Source organism: Pseudobutyrivibrio ruminis (assembly GCF_015057245.1).
GTDB classification, from domain to species: domain Bacteria; phylum Bacillota; class Clostridia; order Lachnospirales; family Lachnospiraceae; genus Pseudobutyrivibrio; species Pseudobutyrivibrio ruminis_E.
This window is the reverse complement of sequence record NZ_SVET01000021.1, coordinates 26745-44167: the sequence shown is the minus strand read 5'-3', so window position 1 is coordinate 44167 and position 17423 is coordinate 26745. Positions and strand designations below refer to the sequence as shown.

Sequence of the window (17423 nt, the reverse complement as noted above, 5' to 3'; positions counted from 1 at the left end):
TCGATTGTGATAACACCATCGTTAGAAACCTTTTCCATAGCGTCAGCTACCATCTGACCTACTTCATCATCACCAGCTGAAATTGCTGCAACACGAGCAATCTGCTCCTTGCCATCTACAGCCTTAGACATTTCAAGAATAGCCTTAACAGCACAATCTGTAGCCTTCTTCATACCCTTTCTAAGAACGATTGGGTTTGCGCCAGCAGCAAGGTTCTTCATACCTTCCTTTACCATAGCCTGTGCTAAAACTGTAGCTGTTGTAGTACCATCACCTGCTACATCGTTTGTCTTTGTAGCAACTTCCTTTACGAGCTGAGCACCCATGTTTTCGAATGCATCCTCAAGCTCAACATCCTTAGCGATTGTAACACCATCGTTAGTGATAAGTGGAGCACCGTAAGACTTTGCAAGAACAACGTTACGTCCCTTAGGTCCAATAGTAACTCTAACTGTATTTGCTAATTTATCTACGCCTGCCTCAAGAGCCTGTCTTGCTTCAGCGCCATACTTAATTTCTTTTGCCATAATAATCTACCTCTTTTCCTAAATATTATTCTACAACTGCAAGAATATCATTCTGACGAACGATAATGTACTCCTCGCCTTCAAGCTTAACTTCTGTACCAGCGTACTTTGAATATATAACCTTCTGGCCTTCCTTAACCTGCATTGTGATTTCCTTACCGTCAACAATTCCGCCAGGGCCAACAGCTATAACCATAGCTTCCTGTGGCTTCTCCTGTGCTGCAGATGCAAGAATAATACCAGACTTTGTAGTCTCTTCTGCTTCGCACTGCTTTAATACAACGCGATCTGTTAATGGAACTAATTTCATTTTATATTACCTCCTAATTTAAGTATCAAAATCATTTATTAGCACTCCATTCAGTCGAGTGCTAACCACAAAGAGTATAATAGGATTCTCTCGAATCAGTTGCAAGCAATTAAGGTTAGTAGTTTTCGAAAGAATCCTATAAAAAGCTCTTATTTTCTCTTTATTTCTCGTTTTTTCTCATTATTAAACTTTTAGGTAGCTTAGAAAGCAGAGAATGCTTAAGACTGTCGCCACCTGCAGACACAAGTTTGCCAAATACATCCAAAATCAAAGCCTGATTCTTGGGATCAAGAGTTTGTATCTCTTTTGTTAGTGACGCAATAGACCTGACTTTACTAGATGTAATCTGTGAAAGCCTTGTAGCCCCTGATGAGCTAATAAGGGACGAAAAGAAAACATCACCAAATGCCGCCCTGGTCTCATAATCAAACTGAACAGCCCATTTCTTGATGACTTCATCAATTAAAACTGAAGACGAAGCAACTGCATCTACCTGTTCAAATTTATTGCGTTTTATCTGCCAGCTCATTGGGTCATGTTGGTTAATCCCCTTTGCATCACTGACAACAACCTGCATCTTAGCCTCTGTATACATAAGCATTCCAATAATAGATTCTTCTGGAATAAACTTATGAACTCTATTAATCATAGCTTTATAAGCAGGCTTTTCGAGGACTTCCGGAATAAATCCAGGTCCATCAAAATTATACACTCCTAAGATACTATCCTGTATATGGCCCCTGCAGAATGTGCTTCCATAAACAGCAAAATTACCACCCTTTGAGTGGCCACCAATTCGAAGCTTTTTCATTGTCCTTGCAAAATTGGTATTGAGATAATCTGCCGCCTGAAGCTGACCGCCAGTGCCTTCAGAAAAGCACATGTTAAAATCTTCTTTCCATCCAACAAGTGTATCGTCAGTTCCTCTAAAAGCAACAAAAATAGTGCCATCAGGCAAATAAAAGCTGCAAACAGCAAACTGAGTCTGCTTTTTAGCATCAACATCATTAACAAAACCTGCAAGCTTCATTCCACCAAATCTTTTAGAATTAGCCATTTTAGGCATAATAAAGGGAGCAAGCTTAGTCAAAGCTGTTCTTGCCATCAAACCTTCTTCTGTGAATTTTTCAAAGAATTTTTTATTGAGATCTTCTATTGATATTTTTTCTTTTAGGCCAGGACCAGGCACTAAACCATCAAAAGGTGCATACACCAGCTCGCAAAGAGCTAGCGCATCCACCTCATTAAACGGATCTATATCGAAAGGGACATCCCCTCTCCAGTCAAGATAATCAAAGATGTTAGCCATACAACATACTATTCCTCAAATAAAGCATCTGAGCCAGCCTCAGGCTGTGACTTTGTTTCTTCTGCAAACTCAACTACAGGCTCTTCCTCAAAAATAGATTCATCTACTTTGTTTTTGCCTGAAATTGGAGAATCCTCCATGTTGCGATTAAAGTTTCTATTAGAATCCTTCTTATGATCCCTAAGGCCAATCACCATAAGTAACAATGAAAATAGAGAAAATGCTCCTACCACTACTAAGTAAGCGCATGCATAAACATTTCCATCAAAAATCTTGATAGGTGTTAAGAGCAGGTAAATGCTTGCGGCAATTGTAGCTGCTCCGAGAATCAAGCTTAAGAACCAAGAGCCTCTTTGAATATGGAACAATGCAAATGACTGCTGAAGCATGATAGCACCAAAAACCACGCCAATGAGACAAACAAGGGCATCAATAAATGCTGATACAATATCCGCATTTACGATAAAAACTGCACCTATTACAACAAGGATGACACCCATTGTAAAACCATAGCTAGTGATTCTAGTAAATTCATGATTAAAGAAATATTTAATCATGTAGTACATTCCAAAACAAATAAATAAAATACCAAAACCTAAAATAGAGAATGAATATACCACTTTTGAAATAAACTCTACATTAAGTGTGAGCAAACAAATACCAACAGCCAGGTAAGCAATCGCTCCGATAATATTGGCAATCAAGCCTGCCTTTGAGTCCTTAATTTCTTCTTGTGTGTGAGCCATAGTCTCCTCCTTAGTATTGATTAAGTGATAATAATCAGTATTTAACCAAATAATATAGCAGTAAGATTTATTAAACAGTGAGCAATAATGCACATAGATAAACGTTTATTTTTAATATACATAAATCCAAGGGCTGCTCCCATCAATACTGCATATATGAATTGTACTATATTATTGTGTAGAATTCCAAAACAAATTGAGGAAATCACTACCGCTGGAACCGGGCCGTACCATAAGCATAGCTGGCCTGTTAGAATGCCACGCATTAACAATTCCTCTAATATCGGAATTACTAAACAGTTGCATAACACCTTCATTAATAAATCGCCATCAGTAAGTATACTGTTAGCTCTGGCAAAGCCTGCCGACGATTCAACCAAACCACTATGTGTCAGAGCTACGTTAAGTAAAACTGCCACAGCTACTGTTGCCACAACCCATATCGCATATACGAAGACTTGCTTTTTGTTTTTAACAGGCTCCGGAATAAGCTTTGGAACATTTGAATAAATAATATACATTGGCACAATGCAAACAATGCCTGCTATAAGCAGACATGTAAGCTTGCCGTATTTATCTCCTATGATATCAAGAAGTAACGATACTCCAAGCTGATATACAAAGAAATAAACAAGCAACGGATATATAATTTGAATGATTCTATTCTGTCTAATTTGCTTCAATGTATTCAAGCACCTCATTTGGATAGTCTAAAATAGTAACAGCTCCAGCATCTTCCAAATCCCACTTTGAACCAAAGCCCCAGGAAACACCAATGCAATCGATTCCTCTTTGTGCAGCACCTTCTGCATCAAACTTGGTATCACCAACAAGAACTGTTTCTTCCTTTTTGTGCCATGGTGCACGAGAAAAGCATAGATCAATAACCTCTGCTTTTGTATCTATGGAAGCATCCAATGTAGCTCCACAAATATCAGTGAAATAATGGTCTATACCAAGCTTTGCCAAAAGCTTTCTAGCAGTTGGTTCTGGCTTTGAAGTACAGACAAAAAGACAATAGCCTCGTTTGTTTAATGCAGCAAGAAGCTCTTCTATGCCAGCGTAAACCTTGGCATTGAACATACCATTTTCCTTGTCGTAATACTGTCTGTAAGCGGCAACAGCACCATCAAAATCCTCATCCTTAATATGCAAAAGCTTTGGAAAAGAATATGTAAATGGTGGCCCTACGCATTTGCGAAGTGTAACAAAATCTGGAATGTCATATCCATATTTTGTAAGGGCAACCTTCAGCCCCTCAATAATACCAGGAGCTGAATCAACAAGTGTGCCATCTAAATCAAAATAAACATTTTTTATCATTTCTTAACGCCCTTTGTGTCTCTGCTTGCGATGTGAAGTCGTCCGATTGAAACAGTTTTGTCTTTAACCTTAACATCTACATTTTCGCCTTCGCCAAGAATGTAAATATTAATAAGCTCGTCGCCCTTGCCAAGTTTCATTCCACGGACACCAACTGCTGTCTTTTTCTTTTCAGGAATTGTGTCCCCTTCAATTCGAAGGAACATATCCTTTGCAGACTGCATTACAACAGAGCTACCAGGATTAAGCTTGCCAACACAGATAACCTTATCGTCATCAGCAAGTTTTGTTGCAGCAATTTGCTTTCTAGTAACGTCAAATTCTGCACCCTCAACAACCTTAATCATAGATTGCTTAGTACCGAATAAAAGTCTTGATTGGATAATGTTAGCCATTGAATCTGCAAAGATAAGATTCTGCTTTGTAAGGTCAATCTTTGAGCCCTTTTCTGCAGTGTCGATTGGCTGTCCCTTGTCGCGGAACTTACCAAATGGCAAGCTGAGAACCTTAATCGCATGCATGTCTCCGTCATCTGTAAAGAGACAAATCTTATCTATGTTTTTACAGAAGATAATCTTTTTAGATTCAGTCTCTGCTGCTTCTTTATTACGCTCGAATGTAGGCATATCTACTACACGAGCATATGCAAATCTGTCGATTAGAACTGCCACATCAATTTCCTCGATTGGCTTTTCTTCTACAACAGCCTCTTCCACGTTATCAATGACTGTACGACGCTCTCTAGCATACTCTTTTTTGATAGCCTGTAAATCCTTGATGATAACCTTTGCCATCTCAGCACGGCTTTCAAGAATCTTTGTATAATCAGCAATCTTCTGCATTGTCTCAGCATAATCACCACGCAATGCTTCGATTTCCAAACCGATTAATCTGTGGAGACGCATATCAAGGATAGCCTGAGCCTGACGTTCAGTAAACTTAAGCAAAGCTGCATCCTTTTTCGACTGCTCAGACTTGAACTTGATACCTTCTGTGATACCTTCAACAAGACAAGCCTTAGCCTGCTTTACATCCTTTGAACCACGAAGGATTTCAATGATAAGATCGATAACATCACAAGCCTTAATCAAACCTTCCTGGATTTCCTTTTTCTCACGCTCTTTGCCAAGTAAATGAGTGTACTTTCTAGTGCAAAGCTCATACTGGAAGTTAACATGATGTCTGATGATTGGAACGATGCCGAGAGTCTCTGGCTTTCCATCAGCAACAGCAAGCATGTTTACGCCAAATGTATCCTCAAGACGAGTCTTCTTGTAGAGGAGGTTAAGGACATTCTGTGCATCCGCACCCTTTCGAAGCTCAACAATAATTCGCATACCATCCTTTGAAGACTGGTTTGAAATATCTGTAATATCGTTGGTCTTTTTAGACTCAACAAGTGAATATATATCATTAAGGAACTTTCCGATATTGGCACCAATCATAGGATAAGGAATCTCCGTAATTACGATTTGTTCCTTACCACCTTTAATCTTTTCGATTTCTGCCTTACCACGGATTTTAATTTTTCCAACACCTGTAGAGTAAATCTCAAGCAAATCATCCTTGTTAGTGATGATACCACCAGTTGGAAAATCTGGACCAGGAATTATTTTAAGCATCTGAGCTGTGTTAATATCTGGATCCTTCATATATGCAATAACGCCATCAATTACCTCACCTAGGTTGTGCTGAGGGATTGATGTAACCATACCTACGGCAATACCATCGGAACCATTGATAAGAATATTAGGAACACGAACAGGAAGAACCTCTGGCTCCTTTTCTGTCTCATCATAGTTTGGTACGAAATCTACAACGTTTTTATCAAGGTCCCCAAGATAAACCTCCTGGGCAACCTTAGCAAGACGAGCCTCGGTGTAACGCATAGCAGCGGCACCATCACCTTCGATGGAACCAAAGTTACCATGGCCATCAACAAGCGGAAGACTCTTCTTGAAATCCTGTGTCATAACAACAAGTGCTTCGTAGATTGAGCTGTCACCATGTGGGTGATATTTACCCATGGTATCACCTACGATACGGGCACTCTTTTTATATGGTTTATTATAATCAACCTTTAACTCGTACATATCGTACAGGGTACGACGCTGTACAGGCTTAAGACCATCTCTAACATCTGGAACTGCACGTGCAAGGATAACCGACATAGAATAGTCTATAAAGGATTTCTGCATAATCTCAGAATATTCGGTTCTTATAATCTCACTAGGCATCTATCTCTGCCTCCTTTGCATGTTTGTAAATAAAGTCTTTTCTAGGAGCAACGTCACTACCCATAAGAAGCTCTGTTACCTCGGAAGCCATAAGAGCATCCTCGATTTCAACAAGCTTAAGCTTACGACGCTCAGGATCAAGTGTAGTCTCCCAAAGCTGATCCTTATCCATTTCACCAAGACCTTTGTATCGCTGAAGAGTGAATGTCTTTCCATTCATCTTCTTACGATATTTATCTAGAGCAACATCATCGTAAAGGTATTCTTCCTCGCCCTTTGTAGGAATAGCCTTGTAAAGAGGAGGCATAGCGATATATACATGGCCCTCCTTGATGAGCTCTGGCATAAATCTGTAGAAGAATGTCAGAAGCAATGTACAGATGTGGGCACCATCAACGTCGGCATCGGCCATGATTACAATTTTGTCATAGCGAAGCTTAGAAATATCGAAATCGTTGCCATAGCCCTCAGAGAAACCACATCCGAAAGCATTGATAAGTGTCTTGATTTCGGCATTTGCAAGGACCTTGTCCATTGATGCCTTTTCAACATTAAGAATCTTTCCGCGGATAGGCATGATAGCCTGATACATACGATTTCTAGCCATCTTTGCAGAACCGCCAGCGGAATCTCCCTCTACGATAAAGATTTCGCACTTGCTAGCATCTCTTGATTCGCAGTTAGCGAGCTTACCATTCTGGTCAAAAGAAAACTTCTGCTTTGTAAGAAGGTTTGTCTTTGCCTTTTCTTCGGATTTACGAATCTTTGCAGATTTCTCTGCGCAAGAAATAATAGCTTTTAATGTGTCTAAATTTCTATCGAAATAGAGAACAAACTCATCCTGGCAAATCTTCTGAGTTGCCTTTGATGCATCTGGATTATCAAGCTTTGTCTTTGTCTGTCCCTCAAAGCGAGGATCTGGATGCTTGATAGACACAATAGCTGTAATTCCATTACGAACATCGGCGCCAGTGAAATTAGCATCCTTGTCCTTTAGGATACCAAGCTCACGGGCATAGTTATTGATAACAGTTGTAAGAACTGTTTTAAAACCTGTGATATGAGTACCACCCTCTGAGTTGTAGATATTGTTACAGAAACCAAGGATATTCTCCTTGAATTCGTTACAATACTGGAATGCAACCTCTAGCTCGATTCCATCAGCACTACCGCTGAAATAAATAACATCGTGAAGCACCTCAGCTGTTTTATTGATTTCCTTAACAAAGCCCTTGATTCCCTCTGGCTCGTGGAATGTAAGGTACTCAGGCTCCTCACCACGTAAATCTGCATAATTGATTGTAAGACCAGGATTAAGATATGCAGTCTCATGAAGACGTGACTTAATATCCTCCTCCTTGAAATAAGTCTTTTCGAAGATTTCTGGATCTGGAAGGAAGTTGATTTTTGTACCGTGCTTTGTTGTCTTGGCAATCTTTGGAAGAAGGCCATCAACAAGCTTTTCTGTAGGCACACCTCTTTCGTATCTATCGTGGTGAACGTAACCCTCACGAGAAATATCTACAGTCATGTATGTACTAAGAGCATTTACAACTGAAGAACCTACACCGTGAAGACCACCAGAAGTTTTATAGACACTGTCATCAAACTTACCACCTGCGTGAAGTGTAGAGAAAACAAGACGTGCAGCAGGCACACCTTTTGCATGCATTCCAACTGGAATACCACGACCATTATCCTCTACTGTACAGCTGCCGTCCTTTTCAAGAGTAACATGAATAGTGTCGCACTCACCGGCCAAATGCTCATCTACTGAATTGTCCACTATCTCATATATAAGATGGTTCAAGCCCTTTCGTGATGTTGAACCAATATACATGCCGGGTCTTTTTCTAACAGCCTCAAGACCTTCTAAAACAGATATACTGCTGGCATCATAAGTAACTTTGTTTGCCATAAAATCATACTCTCTTTCGATATAATTTATAAAAACGCTGAAAGGCGTCTGGTACAAAACCAGGCGCCAACGTAATAAATACTAATGTTTTCCAGTGGAACCAAATCCGCCTTCTCCTCTAGCGGTATCAGATAAATTTGAAACCTCATTAAAGTCAACAGATAAAAATGGTACAACCACAAGCTGAGCAATCTTTTCAGCTGGTATAATAACTCTAGCCTGCTCTCCATCGTTGTGAAGGGCAACCTTTATTTCTCCCCTGTAATCAGAATCTACCACGCCAACACAGTTTGCTGGTCGAAGACCTTCCTTTGCAGATAATCCGGAACGAGCAAAAATGCCTCCGAAATACCCTTCTGGAATCTCCATCGCAAGACCTGTGCCAATCATTTTGGTCTCGTGTGGCGCAATAGTAACATCCTCTGCAACATCAGCAAATAAATCATAACCAGCTGCTGATACTGAGCCACGCTCAGGAAGCTTTGCTGAATCAGTCATACGCAAAATATTAATATTCATTTTTATTCTCCATTTATTAATCTACATGCAAAACGATTTGTCCAAGCTTTCTAGTCTGTGGAACATCAATAACACGCTGATTGATACTTCCTCTCCATTTTGCCTGCAAATCTATCTTATCAATTTCAAATTCTCCGTCAACCAGAACATCCAAATATTCCATAATTTCCAGAGATTTTATTTCTTCATAAGTGAAGCCCGTGTAAAGCCAGACGGTCTTCCCGGGAAATCTCTCCCTAATCTCCCGGGCAAGAGCCGTCACTTCCTGACGATTGCCAGGATAAAGTGGATCTCCGCCACTAAATGTTATGCCTGATATATAGTCGCGAGATAAGACCTCGTATAATTCATCCTTTGCAGCCTGATCAAATTTAAGTCCTCCATCAGGATCCCAAGTAACCGGGTTCTGACACTCCTTACAATGATGATCACAGCCAGCTACCCAAAGTACAGCGCGAAGGCCGTCACCATTGAGCATATCATCCTTTGTAATGTTATGGTAATTCATATTCTTCAAGTCCTTTACATTGATTTACGATCAGCAATCTCTGCCATCTTTGCCTCATTCAAACGTGTATCTCCCTTTACACGTGAATATGACAAATATCCATTCATACGGTCGATTTTTGTAAGATTCTTGCTGCCGCAAACTGGGCAAACATCCATCTCTAATTCCTCGTGACCACAATCATCACAGTATGAAAGGGAAAGGTTAACTCCTTCGTAGAAGCCCTTTGCCATAGCGCGACGAACAAGTGTCTTTACAGCTTCGCGATTGTAGTTGATTGGATAACGAACGTACTGAATCTTTCCACCGTTTGAAAGCTCCCAGAATCTGCCTTCCAAATCCTGCTTTTCAATTGGTGTGATGTCTTCTGTAACATGACAGTGGAATGAGTTTGAAACGTACTCTCTGTCAGATACATTTTCAACGATTCCATATTTGTTTCTAAACTGCTTTACCTGAAGTCCGCAGAGGTTCTCAGCTGGTGTGCCGTAGATAGCATAAAGATTGCCATCCTCCTCCTTGAACTGATTTACTTTTTCATTGATATGCTTAAGAACCTCGAGAGCGAAATCTCCGTCTTCTACAAGAGATTTGCCGTTGTAAAGCTCCTGAAGCTCATTAAATGCGGTAATACCGAATGAAGCAGTTGCAGCCTTAAGGAGTGGCTTAATCTTGTCGTGGAAACCAAGGTGTCCACCGTAGAAGCCACCCTCGCAATAAGCAAGTGGATTTGTGCTAGCACGCATTTCTCCAAGGTATGCATATGTACGAATGTGAAGCTTTCTAATCATTTCAAGATAGTAATCAAGCACTTCGTAGAAATCCTTTGATTCCTGACGTGACTTAGCAAGAATCATAGGAAGGTGAAGTGATACTGCACCAATATTGAAACGACCAATAAATACTGGCTCATCATTTTCATCTGCAGGCTTCATGCCGCCCCTTTCATACCAAGGTGAAAGGAATGCACGACATCCCATAGGTGAAATTACCTTGCCATATTTTTTGTACATGCTGGCAATGTAGCCCTCACCTGTAAGAGAAAGCCAATCAGGATACATTGTCTTGCGTGAACAATCGATACCTGCTTCGAAAACATCCTCAAGCTCCTTACCAGGGCCGTGAAGATTTTCATCATAAAGGAATACAATCTTAGGGAAAAGAACTGGCTTCTTGAAGCCTGGCTTACCCTGGCCGATTGAACGAACCTTTAAGCATGCCTTTGATGCCATCTTTGCAAATACTGATGTACCAAGGCCAATTGTAACAGTGATAAATGGATAGTCACCACGGCTAGATGCAACTGTGTTGAACTTGTACTCCCATCCCTGGAAGCCCTGCTCCATTTCTCTTTCAACTTCTGCCATTGATACTTCGTGAGCCTTTTTCTCACCAATACCAAGGGCAATGTATTTTTCCATGTATTTATCAAATGATTTCTGAGCATATTTCTCAAGAATCTGATCAGCCTGAGGAATAGTGAAACCACCGTACTGCTGGCTTGCAGCAGAAAGAACGATATCACCGATAACATCAAATGCTACATCCAAGCTCTTTGGCTCGTTGTAGAAAATGTTACCCATTTCAAAGCCGCCCTCAAGAACTGACTTTACATCGAAAAGACAACAGTTCATTGTGTCTCTTCTGGCGTTCATATCGTGGATGTAGATATAGCCATCACGAATAGCCTGGACTTCCTCAGTTGTAAGGAAGAATTTCTTGTAAAGCTCTCTATTAAGCTCATTGAAAATCAAAGAACGTTTTGTGGATACAAGCGCAGAATCAGTATTTGAATTCTCCTTGTCACCGATATACATGATGTTTTGAGACTTCTTATAAACATCATCCAACATCTGGACAAAATCCTGCTTGTAATTGCGGTAATCTCTGTAAGACTTCGCAACCATAGGGTTAACACGTTCCAAAGCACCCTCAACAATGTTATGCATTTGCGCAATTTCAATTTTCTCAAGGCCAAGTTCCTCCACTCTTTCTTCAACGAATTGACAGATAAACTTTTCCTGCTCAGGAGTAAATTTTACAAGTACGCGTGTAGCAGATTTTCCAACAGCTTCTACAACTTTTTGCACATCAAATGGTTCAAGTGAACCATCTTTTTTAACTACATATCTTTTCATGTTCCGCCTCCGGGTTTTATATAAAAATGAATCGTATTGTATATAATATTCAGTCAATATCTAGTTGATTTAAAACAAAAACTACTAGATATTGTGTTGATAGAATTATACTACCACCACATTATCTAGTAGTCAATAGACTTCTGTACCACAAAATAAAGTTTCACAATTTAGTCATAATAACAGCCTACATCTTTGTGATTTAAATCACCATAGGTGGCGTATGTAAGACATTTCAAGCCACCCTTGCAAAATGAGCTGTAATCGCAATCACTACAGTCATCAGGGGTGGTATCTGCTCTAAGCGACTTTAACACATCATAGTTGTTGTAAAGGTCAAGCATATTGTCATCAAGCAGATTCCCAACCACTATAGGCATACGTCTACAAGGAACTAAATCGCCATTTTCCATGACAGTCAGCAAGGTGTCTCCCGCTGTACAGGAATAAGGCAGATTATTTGTCTTCAAAAATTGCAAAGCACGATATAGCGCCACTTCTGTTTTACAGCCCTGTCTTCTTAGCGCAAAGCTCTCACTTGTGATCATATCAAGATACTCTTTCGTTTGCTCTTTATTCATGCAAAGGTTAACTTCTGGAGAATTCAATGGAATATATCTATCAGACCATACAGTGTCTACTCCATATCTTTTTGCGAACTTTACCACCTTTGGCAGCTCTTTATAATTAAGAGCTGTTGCAGTAAAAGATAAAGAAACATATACATTGTATTTTTTCAGCAGCTTTACAGCCTTTGCCACTTTAGAATAAACGCCCATGCCTCTTATATAGTCGTTAGTTTTCTTGCTACCTTCCAGGCTCACCTGAACATATTCTGGGCCATAACTAGCAATCCTTTTTGCTATCTCATCAGTGATAAGCGTGCCATTTGTAAGAATCGAGAAACTATATAAATCTCTATCCTTCTTAAACTCTTCTAAGAGCTCAAAAAAATGAGGAGAACACAGTGGTTCCCCTCCTGTTATATTAATATGCCCTTTTATTTTCTGCTCTTTAAGAAGCATTCTGTATTGATTTAAAATGTCAAAAAGCTGCTCACTATTAAGTGAAACAGGTACATGACCTTCTTGATAACAATGTAAGCATTTAAGATTGCAGCTTTCACTGATATGCCATTGCAATACAAATTCTCTTACCATGAGCCGCCTCCGCCGCAAGAAGAACATCCACCTCCACAAGATGAGCATCCGCCGCCACATCCTGAGCTAGAACTAGAGCTAGAGCTCGAGCTACTTGTAGATGTATCTGTGTAATATACAGAGCTTGTTATATTATCTGTATATTTAATATATCTATTTGTTGCATTTGCATTGTAATCATATTTCTGCACGAGCTTTTTGGATATACCAAATATAAAGGCATAAGGAAGGACCTCATCAAAGTAATCATGGTCGTCTTTTATCTTAGCCTCTAGATCCTGCTTCTTGATAGTAGATAGATAATTCTTGTACGCCTCTATCCTAGCTATAAGCTCTTCACCATATGCAGATTTTTTAGGAGTTTTGACTGCAAAAATACCAGTAGCTATCACTGATAAAAAAGCAGGTAAAAAGAACCATCTAAGGGTTGGATCCATATCCTCAGACCAAATATAGGCAACGCATATCCCTATTGAAGAAATCAAAAACAAAAAGCTTGAAATCATAAACTCAACATAGGATGCAATATTGTAAATCTTAGAATCGAATTTCTCCTCTAACATTTTATTAAGCTTACTATTGAGCTTACGGATACGAGTATCCTCAGCCGGAATTACATTGTTACCATTTTTAAAAAGCCCGTCATATACAAGTCTTTCTGCATCGGACAATGCGACATCGCTCTTGTTTACTTTTTGTAATGTCAGCTTCTTTTTGCTGCTTGGATTCTTGATTCGGATATACCCTTTGGTTGCAAGCTGAATGATTACTGTGATAAGTAACAGTTGGCCACTTCCACCATAAATATACCCCATTTCAACGGCTTCAAGCCCACCAACATTAATTCCTGATACATCACCTTTGTCAAACAAATCACTATCTTTGTTTTTATTCCAAAAGAAAAAGCTAACTAAAAGACTAAGCATACACAATGCGCTTAGGATAAATGCCTTTGTCTTGTAATTAACCTGAGCATCTTCAAAATAACCATCAGGCAACTCCACATCCACAGTGAGTGCGCCATTAAGGTTATAATTCTTTGACACCTGGGCTGTAATAGTATTGCCATCGACTGTATAATCCACGTAAGAAGTAATATCTTTTTTACGCTTTTTATCTGCAAAGAATTTAACAGCGCTTGTATCGTCAATCTTCTTTGGCAAATTTATAGTGACCTTGGCTCCATTTATTTCGGTACCCCAGTAATCACCAAAAGCATGAAAAATCAGTTCGTCGAAGCCCTTATAAATATCGCCACCCATATCATAGTCATATGAAATCACATACTCATGGATTCCTGTATCTAAGGTTTCATAGGCGCTTCCAATTTTGACTCTTTGCTTGCCTTTAATGGTATCTACTTCATAGTCTTCATTTTCGCAACGTAGATTTGTTATAACTCCTCGTCTAGATTTAGTTTTACCATCCTTTGAAGTATATTTAAGCCATTCTGGAACAAAACGAAAAATCCCATGATGTCCAGTTTCATAGAAATTAACACCGATGTTTTCTGTAACATGAATCTGATTCTTTGTATTTACATCCAGATTTACTTCATAATAATCAATTGTAAAACCGTCAGCTTTAGAATCGTTTTTTCCTGACGTAGCGCTAATGTGCCTAAAAACCATGATTCCAGCCGAACACAATACAATTATTCCTAAAATAAAAAAGGTTACACCGAAGAAGTGTAACCATTCCTTACATCTTTTAAACATCATAACACTCCCACTCTAAATCTGATGTTTCATCCTTCTTTGAACGAGTCATCAGCTCATATACTGCATCCTTTGCAGCAAGTCCATCAAATAGAACCGCATTTACGATATCTACGATTGGCATTTCGATATTGTATTTCTCAGCAAGCTTCTTTGCTGCCTTAGCAGAATATACACCTTCTACAACCATGGCAACCTTTTCCATAGCCTCATCCTTGCTCATACCCTGACCAATATAATAACCAGCCATTCTGTTTCTAGAATGAATAGATGAGCATGTAACAATCAAATCACCGACACCTGTAAGACCTGACAATGTCTCAGCCTGGCCACCCATTGCAACTGCAAGGGCAGAGATTTCCTTGATGCCACGAGTAATAAGAGCAGCCTTTGCATTGTCGCCAAAGCCAAGGCCATCTGACATACCAGCAGCAAGTGCAATAACGTTTTTCAACGCAGCACCAACCTCGATGCCCTTAACATCTGGTGATGAATAAACTCTGAAGTATTTGTTCATGAAAAGATTCTGAACAAAAAGTGCTGTCTGACGGTCTGTTGAACCAGCAACTACAAGTGTAGGCTTGAATACAACAACCTCCTCAGCATGGCTTGGACCAGATAATACGCATATACGTTTATCCTTACCTAGCACATCCTCCAGAATTTCTGTCTGTGTAAAAAGAGTATCTTCCTCAATACCCTTTGTAACAGTAATGAAAATCTGATTTGGATTAACATAGGATTTAATCTTTTCAGCGGTCTCTCTTGTTGCTTTTGATGGAACTGCCATCAAAATAACATCAGCGAACTTTGCAGCAGACTCAATATCTGCAGTAAACTTCATAGACTCTGGAAGCTTAACTCCCTTTATTTTGTCACTAGTATGAGTATCGTTCATCTGGTCAACCTGTGACTGACGATGTGACCAAACCTCTACTTCATGACCATTTTTGTCAAGCATTACAGCAAGGGCTATACCCCAGCTTCCTGCACCTAAAACACTAATTCTTGCCATTATGCCCTCGTTTCTGGATGGAATGAGAATTTGTTTTCTTTTCCATTGATTAGACGTCCAATATTTGCATGGTGAAGTGCAATTGAAAGCGCAGATACTATGCAGCAAATAACAAGTACTTCCTTAAGCTGTGCCCCTTCAAATTTGCCATCTAAAAGTCCCATCTTGGCACCGATAAGCATTTCGATTGCAAATGAAAGCTCACCAATGATAGAACCAAGTGATACATAGCGAGTAAGTGCAACAATCGCTATAAAAACACATGCTGGAATTGGAAGTCCCATTGGGAAAAGTGCGATGATGAATCCAAGTGTGGATGCAACACCCTTTCCACCTTTAAAATGCATGTAACATGGGAAATCATGACCAAGGACACAGCCAAGGCCTGCATATACCATGTAAATGTTTACGTTTTCTGCAAAACGTCCAAAAATCAGCCAAACAAAAAATACCGCTACTACGCACTTAAGGCAGTCCCAAGCAAGTGTAGCAAGACCCGCAGGAACTCCAAGAGTTCTCATGGTGTTAGTGGAACCAACGTTACCACTACCAACCTTTGTCAAGTCGATATTCTTAGATTTACCGATGAGGTATCCCATCAAAATCATTCCAAAACAATAACCAATAAGTAAAGCTAAAATTCTCCCCAAAACAACCATTATTCGTTTTCCTTTCTCTCTCTAATGATAAATTTTAAAGATGTACCTTCAAAACCAAAGGCATCTCTGATTCTGTTTTCCAAATATCTAACGTAAGAGAAATGCATCAGGTATTTCTCGTTTACAAAGATAACGAATGTAGGTGGCTTAACAGCAACCTGAGTTGTGTAGTATATCTTAAGTCTCTTACCCTTATCTGTAGGTGGCTGCTGAAGTGCAACTGCCTCAGATACGATTTCGTTAAGAACACCTGTAGCTATACGCATTGAGTTGTTTTCAATAACTGCATCGATTGTCTCATAGATTTTGCCAAGACGCTGTCCGCTCTTAACAGAAATAAAGAGAATTGATGCATAAGGCATAAATGAAAGAATCTGACGAATCTTTGTCTCGTGCTCTTTCATAGTTTTATCGTTCTTTTCGATAGCATCCCATTTGTTGACGCAGATGATGATACCCTTTCCACGCTCATGAGCGATACCAGCGATTTTGGCATCCTGCTCAGTAACACCTTCTGTAGCATCAATCATAATGATAACAACATCTGCCTTTTCAACAGAGGCAACAGCACGTACTATTGAGTAACGCTCAAGATCCTCTTTAATTTTACTCTTACGACGAAGTCCTGCTGTATCAATAAAGATGTAATCCTTGTGATTGTAGCGAACCTTTGTATCGACAGCATCACGAGTGGTGCCTGCAATATCTGAAACGATAACGCGATCTTCACCGCAAAGTTTATTAATAAGGGATGATTTACCAACATTTGGCTTTCCGATAACTGCAATACGTGGAGTTTCATCTTCCTCTTCGTTTTCTGTAGGCTCTGGAAAATAGCTACAAACAACATCAAGCATATCACCAAAACCGAGACGAGAAGATGCTGAAATAGCAATTGGATCACCAATACCAAGATTGTAGAACTCGTAAACATCAGCCATATCACGCTCAAAGCTGTCTACCTTGTTAACAACAAGAACAACTGGCTTGTGGCTACGTCTAAGCATATCTGCAACCTTTGAATCGCTATCCTGAAGCCCCTGCTTAACATCAACAAGGAACACGATAACATCTGCAGTATCGATAGCTATCTGAGCCTGTTCGCGCATCTGTGATAAGATAATATCCTTTGAATCTGGCTCAATACCGCCTGTATCAATCATAGTGAAATCGTAATTTAACCATGAAATATCTGCATATATTCTATCTCTTGTAACACCAGGGGTGTCTTTTACTATTGAAATTCGCTCTCCTGCGAGCGCATTAAATAATGTGGATTTACCAACGTTAGGGCGACCTACGATGGCCACTACTGGTCTTGCCATATTATACCTCT

At 39.7% G+C, this 17423-nt stretch carries 16 protein-coding genes; all 16 read right to left on the bottom strand.

All coding sequences use genetic code 11. The features are described 5' to 3' along the window. A partial coding sequence (locus tag E7274_RS13020) for a TCP-1/cpn60 chaperonin family protein (protein ID WP_304176464.1) occupies nt 1-527 on the bottom strand: 527 nt, incomplete at its 3' end. A gap of 25 nt (nt 528-552) precedes the next feature. Continuing rightward, nucleotides 553-837 carry a co-chaperone GroES gene (locus E7274_RS13015; protein ID WP_033154058.1) on the bottom strand — a complete coding sequence of 95 codons (285 nt, stop codon included), beginning with the start codon at nt 835-837 and terminating at the stop codon, nt 553-555. A 160-nt stretch (nt 838-997) separates the two neighbouring features. Further along, the gene (locus tag E7274_RS13010) at nt 998-2146 is read right to left on the bottom strand and encodes an Mbeg1-like protein (RefSeq protein WP_304176463.1); all 1149 of its coding nucleotides are present in this window, start codon (nt 2144-2146) and stop codon (nt 998-1000) included. An 8-nt stretch (nt 2147-2154) separates the two neighbouring features. Further along, nucleotides 2155-2892: a DUF308 domain-containing protein gene (locus E7274_RS13005; RefSeq protein WP_304176461.1), complete on the bottom strand. Its 738-nt coding sequence runs from the start codon at nt 2890-2892 to the stop codon at nt 2155-2157. Nucleotides 2893-2933: 41 nt separating this feature from the next. Beyond that, the gene (locus E7274_RS13000) at nt 2934-3575 is read right to left on the bottom strand and encodes a CPBP family intramembrane glutamic endopeptidase (RefSeq protein ID WP_304176460.1); all 642 of its coding nucleotides are present in this window, start codon (nt 3573-3575) and stop codon (nt 2934-2936) included. Continuing rightward, complete coding sequence (locus E7274_RS12995; RefSeq protein ID WP_033154055.1) at nt 3562-4215, bottom strand: HAD hydrolase-like protein; 654 nt, start codon at nt 4213-4215, stop codon at nt 3562-3564. Before E7274_RS12995 ends, E7274_RS13000 begins: the two co-directional genes overlap by 14 nt. Further along, nucleotides 4212-6452, bottom strand: a complete 2241-nt coding sequence (locus E7274_RS12990) for a DNA gyrase/topoisomerase IV subunit A (protein ID WP_074790468.1) — start codon at nt 6450-6452, stop codon at nt 4212-4214. The genes E7274_RS12995 and E7274_RS12990 overlap by 4 nt, the downstream gene beginning before the upstream one ends. Then, the gene (locus E7274_RS12985; RefSeq protein WP_304176458.1) at nt 6445-8370 is read right to left on the bottom strand and encodes a DNA gyrase/topoisomerase IV subunit B; all 1926 of its coding nucleotides are present in this window, start codon (nt 8368-8370) and stop codon (nt 6445-6447) included. Before E7274_RS12985 ends, E7274_RS12990 begins: the two co-directional genes overlap by 8 nt. An 81-nt stretch (nt 8371-8451) precedes the next feature. After that, nucleotides 8452-8889 carry a dUTP diphosphatase gene (dut, locus tag E7274_RS12980; RefSeq protein WP_304176456.1) on the bottom strand — a complete coding sequence of 146 codons (438 nt, stop codon included), beginning with the start codon at nt 8887-8889 and terminating at the stop codon, nt 8452-8454. 16 nt (nt 8890-8905) lie between these two features. Then, entirely contained in the window at nt 8906-9397 is a 492-nt protein-coding gene (gene nrdG, locus E7274_RS12975; RefSeq protein WP_304176454.1) for an anaerobic ribonucleoside-triphosphate reductase activating protein, read from the bottom strand. A 14-nt stretch (nt 9398-9411) separates the two neighbouring features. Continuing rightward, nucleotides 9412-11535 (bottom strand): anaerobic ribonucleoside-triphosphate reductase, encoded by a 2124-nt coding sequence (nrdD, locus tag E7274_RS12970; protein ID WP_304176452.1) that lies wholly within the window; start codon nt 11533-11535, stop codon nt 9412-9414. A 170-nt stretch (nt 11536-11705) separates the two neighbouring features. Then, nucleotides 11706-12695, bottom strand: a complete 990-nt coding sequence (locus E7274_RS12965) for a radical SAM/SPASM domain-containing protein (RefSeq protein WP_304176450.1) — start codon at nt 12693-12695, stop codon at nt 11706-11708. After that, a complete protein-coding gene (locus E7274_RS12960; protein ID WP_304176448.1) occupies nt 12689-14416 on the bottom strand; it encodes a DUF2207 domain-containing protein in 1728 nt (575 codons plus the stop codon). Before E7274_RS12960 ends, E7274_RS12965 begins: the two co-directional genes overlap by 7 nt. Beyond that, on the bottom strand, nt 14406-15428 hold the full coding sequence (locus E7274_RS12955) for an NAD(P)H-dependent glycerol-3-phosphate dehydrogenase (protein WP_304176446.1): 1023 nt from the start codon (nt 15426-15428) through the stop codon (nt 14406-14408). The genes E7274_RS12960 and E7274_RS12955 overlap by 11 nt, the downstream gene beginning before the upstream one ends. Next, nucleotides 15428-16087, bottom strand: coding sequence for a glycerol-3-phosphate 1-O-acyltransferase PlsY (gene plsY, locus E7274_RS12950; RefSeq protein ID WP_304176444.1), 660 nt, complete (start codon nt 16085-16087; stop codon nt 15428-15430). Before plsY ends, E7274_RS12955 begins: the two co-directional genes overlap by 1 nt. Then, nucleotides 16087-17412 carry a ribosome biogenesis GTPase Der gene (der, locus tag E7274_RS12945; RefSeq protein WP_304176443.1) on the bottom strand — a complete coding sequence of 442 codons (1326 nt, stop codon included), beginning with the start codon at nt 17410-17412 and terminating at the stop codon, nt 16087-16089. The genes plsY and der overlap by 1 nt, the downstream gene beginning before the upstream one ends. Nucleotides 17413-17423 lie beyond the last annotated feature (11 nt).

Excerpts from the sequence above, each read along its gene's own strand:
- E7274_RS12965 (WP_304176450.1), bottom strand. The coding sequence starts at position 12,695 with ATGGTAAGAGAATTTGTATTGCAATGGCATATCAGTGAAAGCTGCAAT.
- E7274_RS12985 (WP_304176458.1), bottom strand. The coding sequence starts at position 8,370 with ATGGCAAACAAAGTTACTTATGATGCCAGCAGTATATCTGTTTTAGAA.
- dut (WP_304176456.1), bottom strand. The coding sequence starts at position 8,889 with ATGAATATTAATATTTTGCGTATGACTGATTCAGCAAAGCTTCCTGAG.
- E7274_RS13015 (WP_033154058.1), bottom strand. The coding sequence starts at position 837 with ATGAAATTAGTTCCATTAACAGATCGCGTTGTATTAAAGCAGTGCGAA.
- E7274_RS13010 (WP_304176463.1), bottom strand. The coding sequence starts at position 2,146 with ATGGCTAACATCTTTGATTATCTTGACTGGAGAGGGGATGTCCCTTTC.
- E7274_RS12955 (WP_304176446.1), bottom strand. The coding sequence starts at position 15,428 with ATGGCAAGAATTAGTGTTTTAGGTGCAGGAAGCTGGGGTATAGCCCTT.
- E7274_RS13005 (WP_304176461.1), bottom strand. The coding sequence starts at position 2,892 with ATGGCTCACACACAAGAAGAAATTAAGGACTCAAAGGCAGGCTTGATT.
- E7274_RS12995 (WP_033154055.1), bottom strand. The coding sequence starts at position 4,215 with ATGATAAAAAATGTTTATTTTGATTTAGATGGCACACTTGTTGATTCA.
- E7274_RS12990 (WP_074790468.1), bottom strand. The coding sequence starts at position 6,452 with ATGCCTAGTGAGATTATAAGAACCGAATATTCTGAGATTATGCAGAAA.
- nrdD (WP_304176452.1), bottom strand. The coding sequence starts at position 11,535 with ATGAAAAGATATGTAGTTAAAAAAGATGGTTCACTTGAACCATTTGAT.
- plsY (WP_304176444.1), bottom strand. The coding sequence starts at position 16,087 with ATGGTTGTTTTGGGGAGAATTTTAGCTTTACTTATTGGTTATTGTTTT.
- der (WP_304176443.1), bottom strand. The coding sequence starts at position 17,412 with ATGGCAAGACCAGTAGTGGCCATCGTAGGTCGCCCTAACGTTGGTAAA.
- nrdG (WP_304176454.1), bottom strand. The coding sequence starts at position 9,397 with ATGAATTACCATAACATTACAAAGGATGATATGCTCAATGGTGACGGC.
- E7274_RS12960 (WP_304176448.1), bottom strand. The coding sequence starts at position 14,416 with ATGATGTTTAAAAGATGTAAGGAATGGTTACACTTCTTCGGTGTAACC.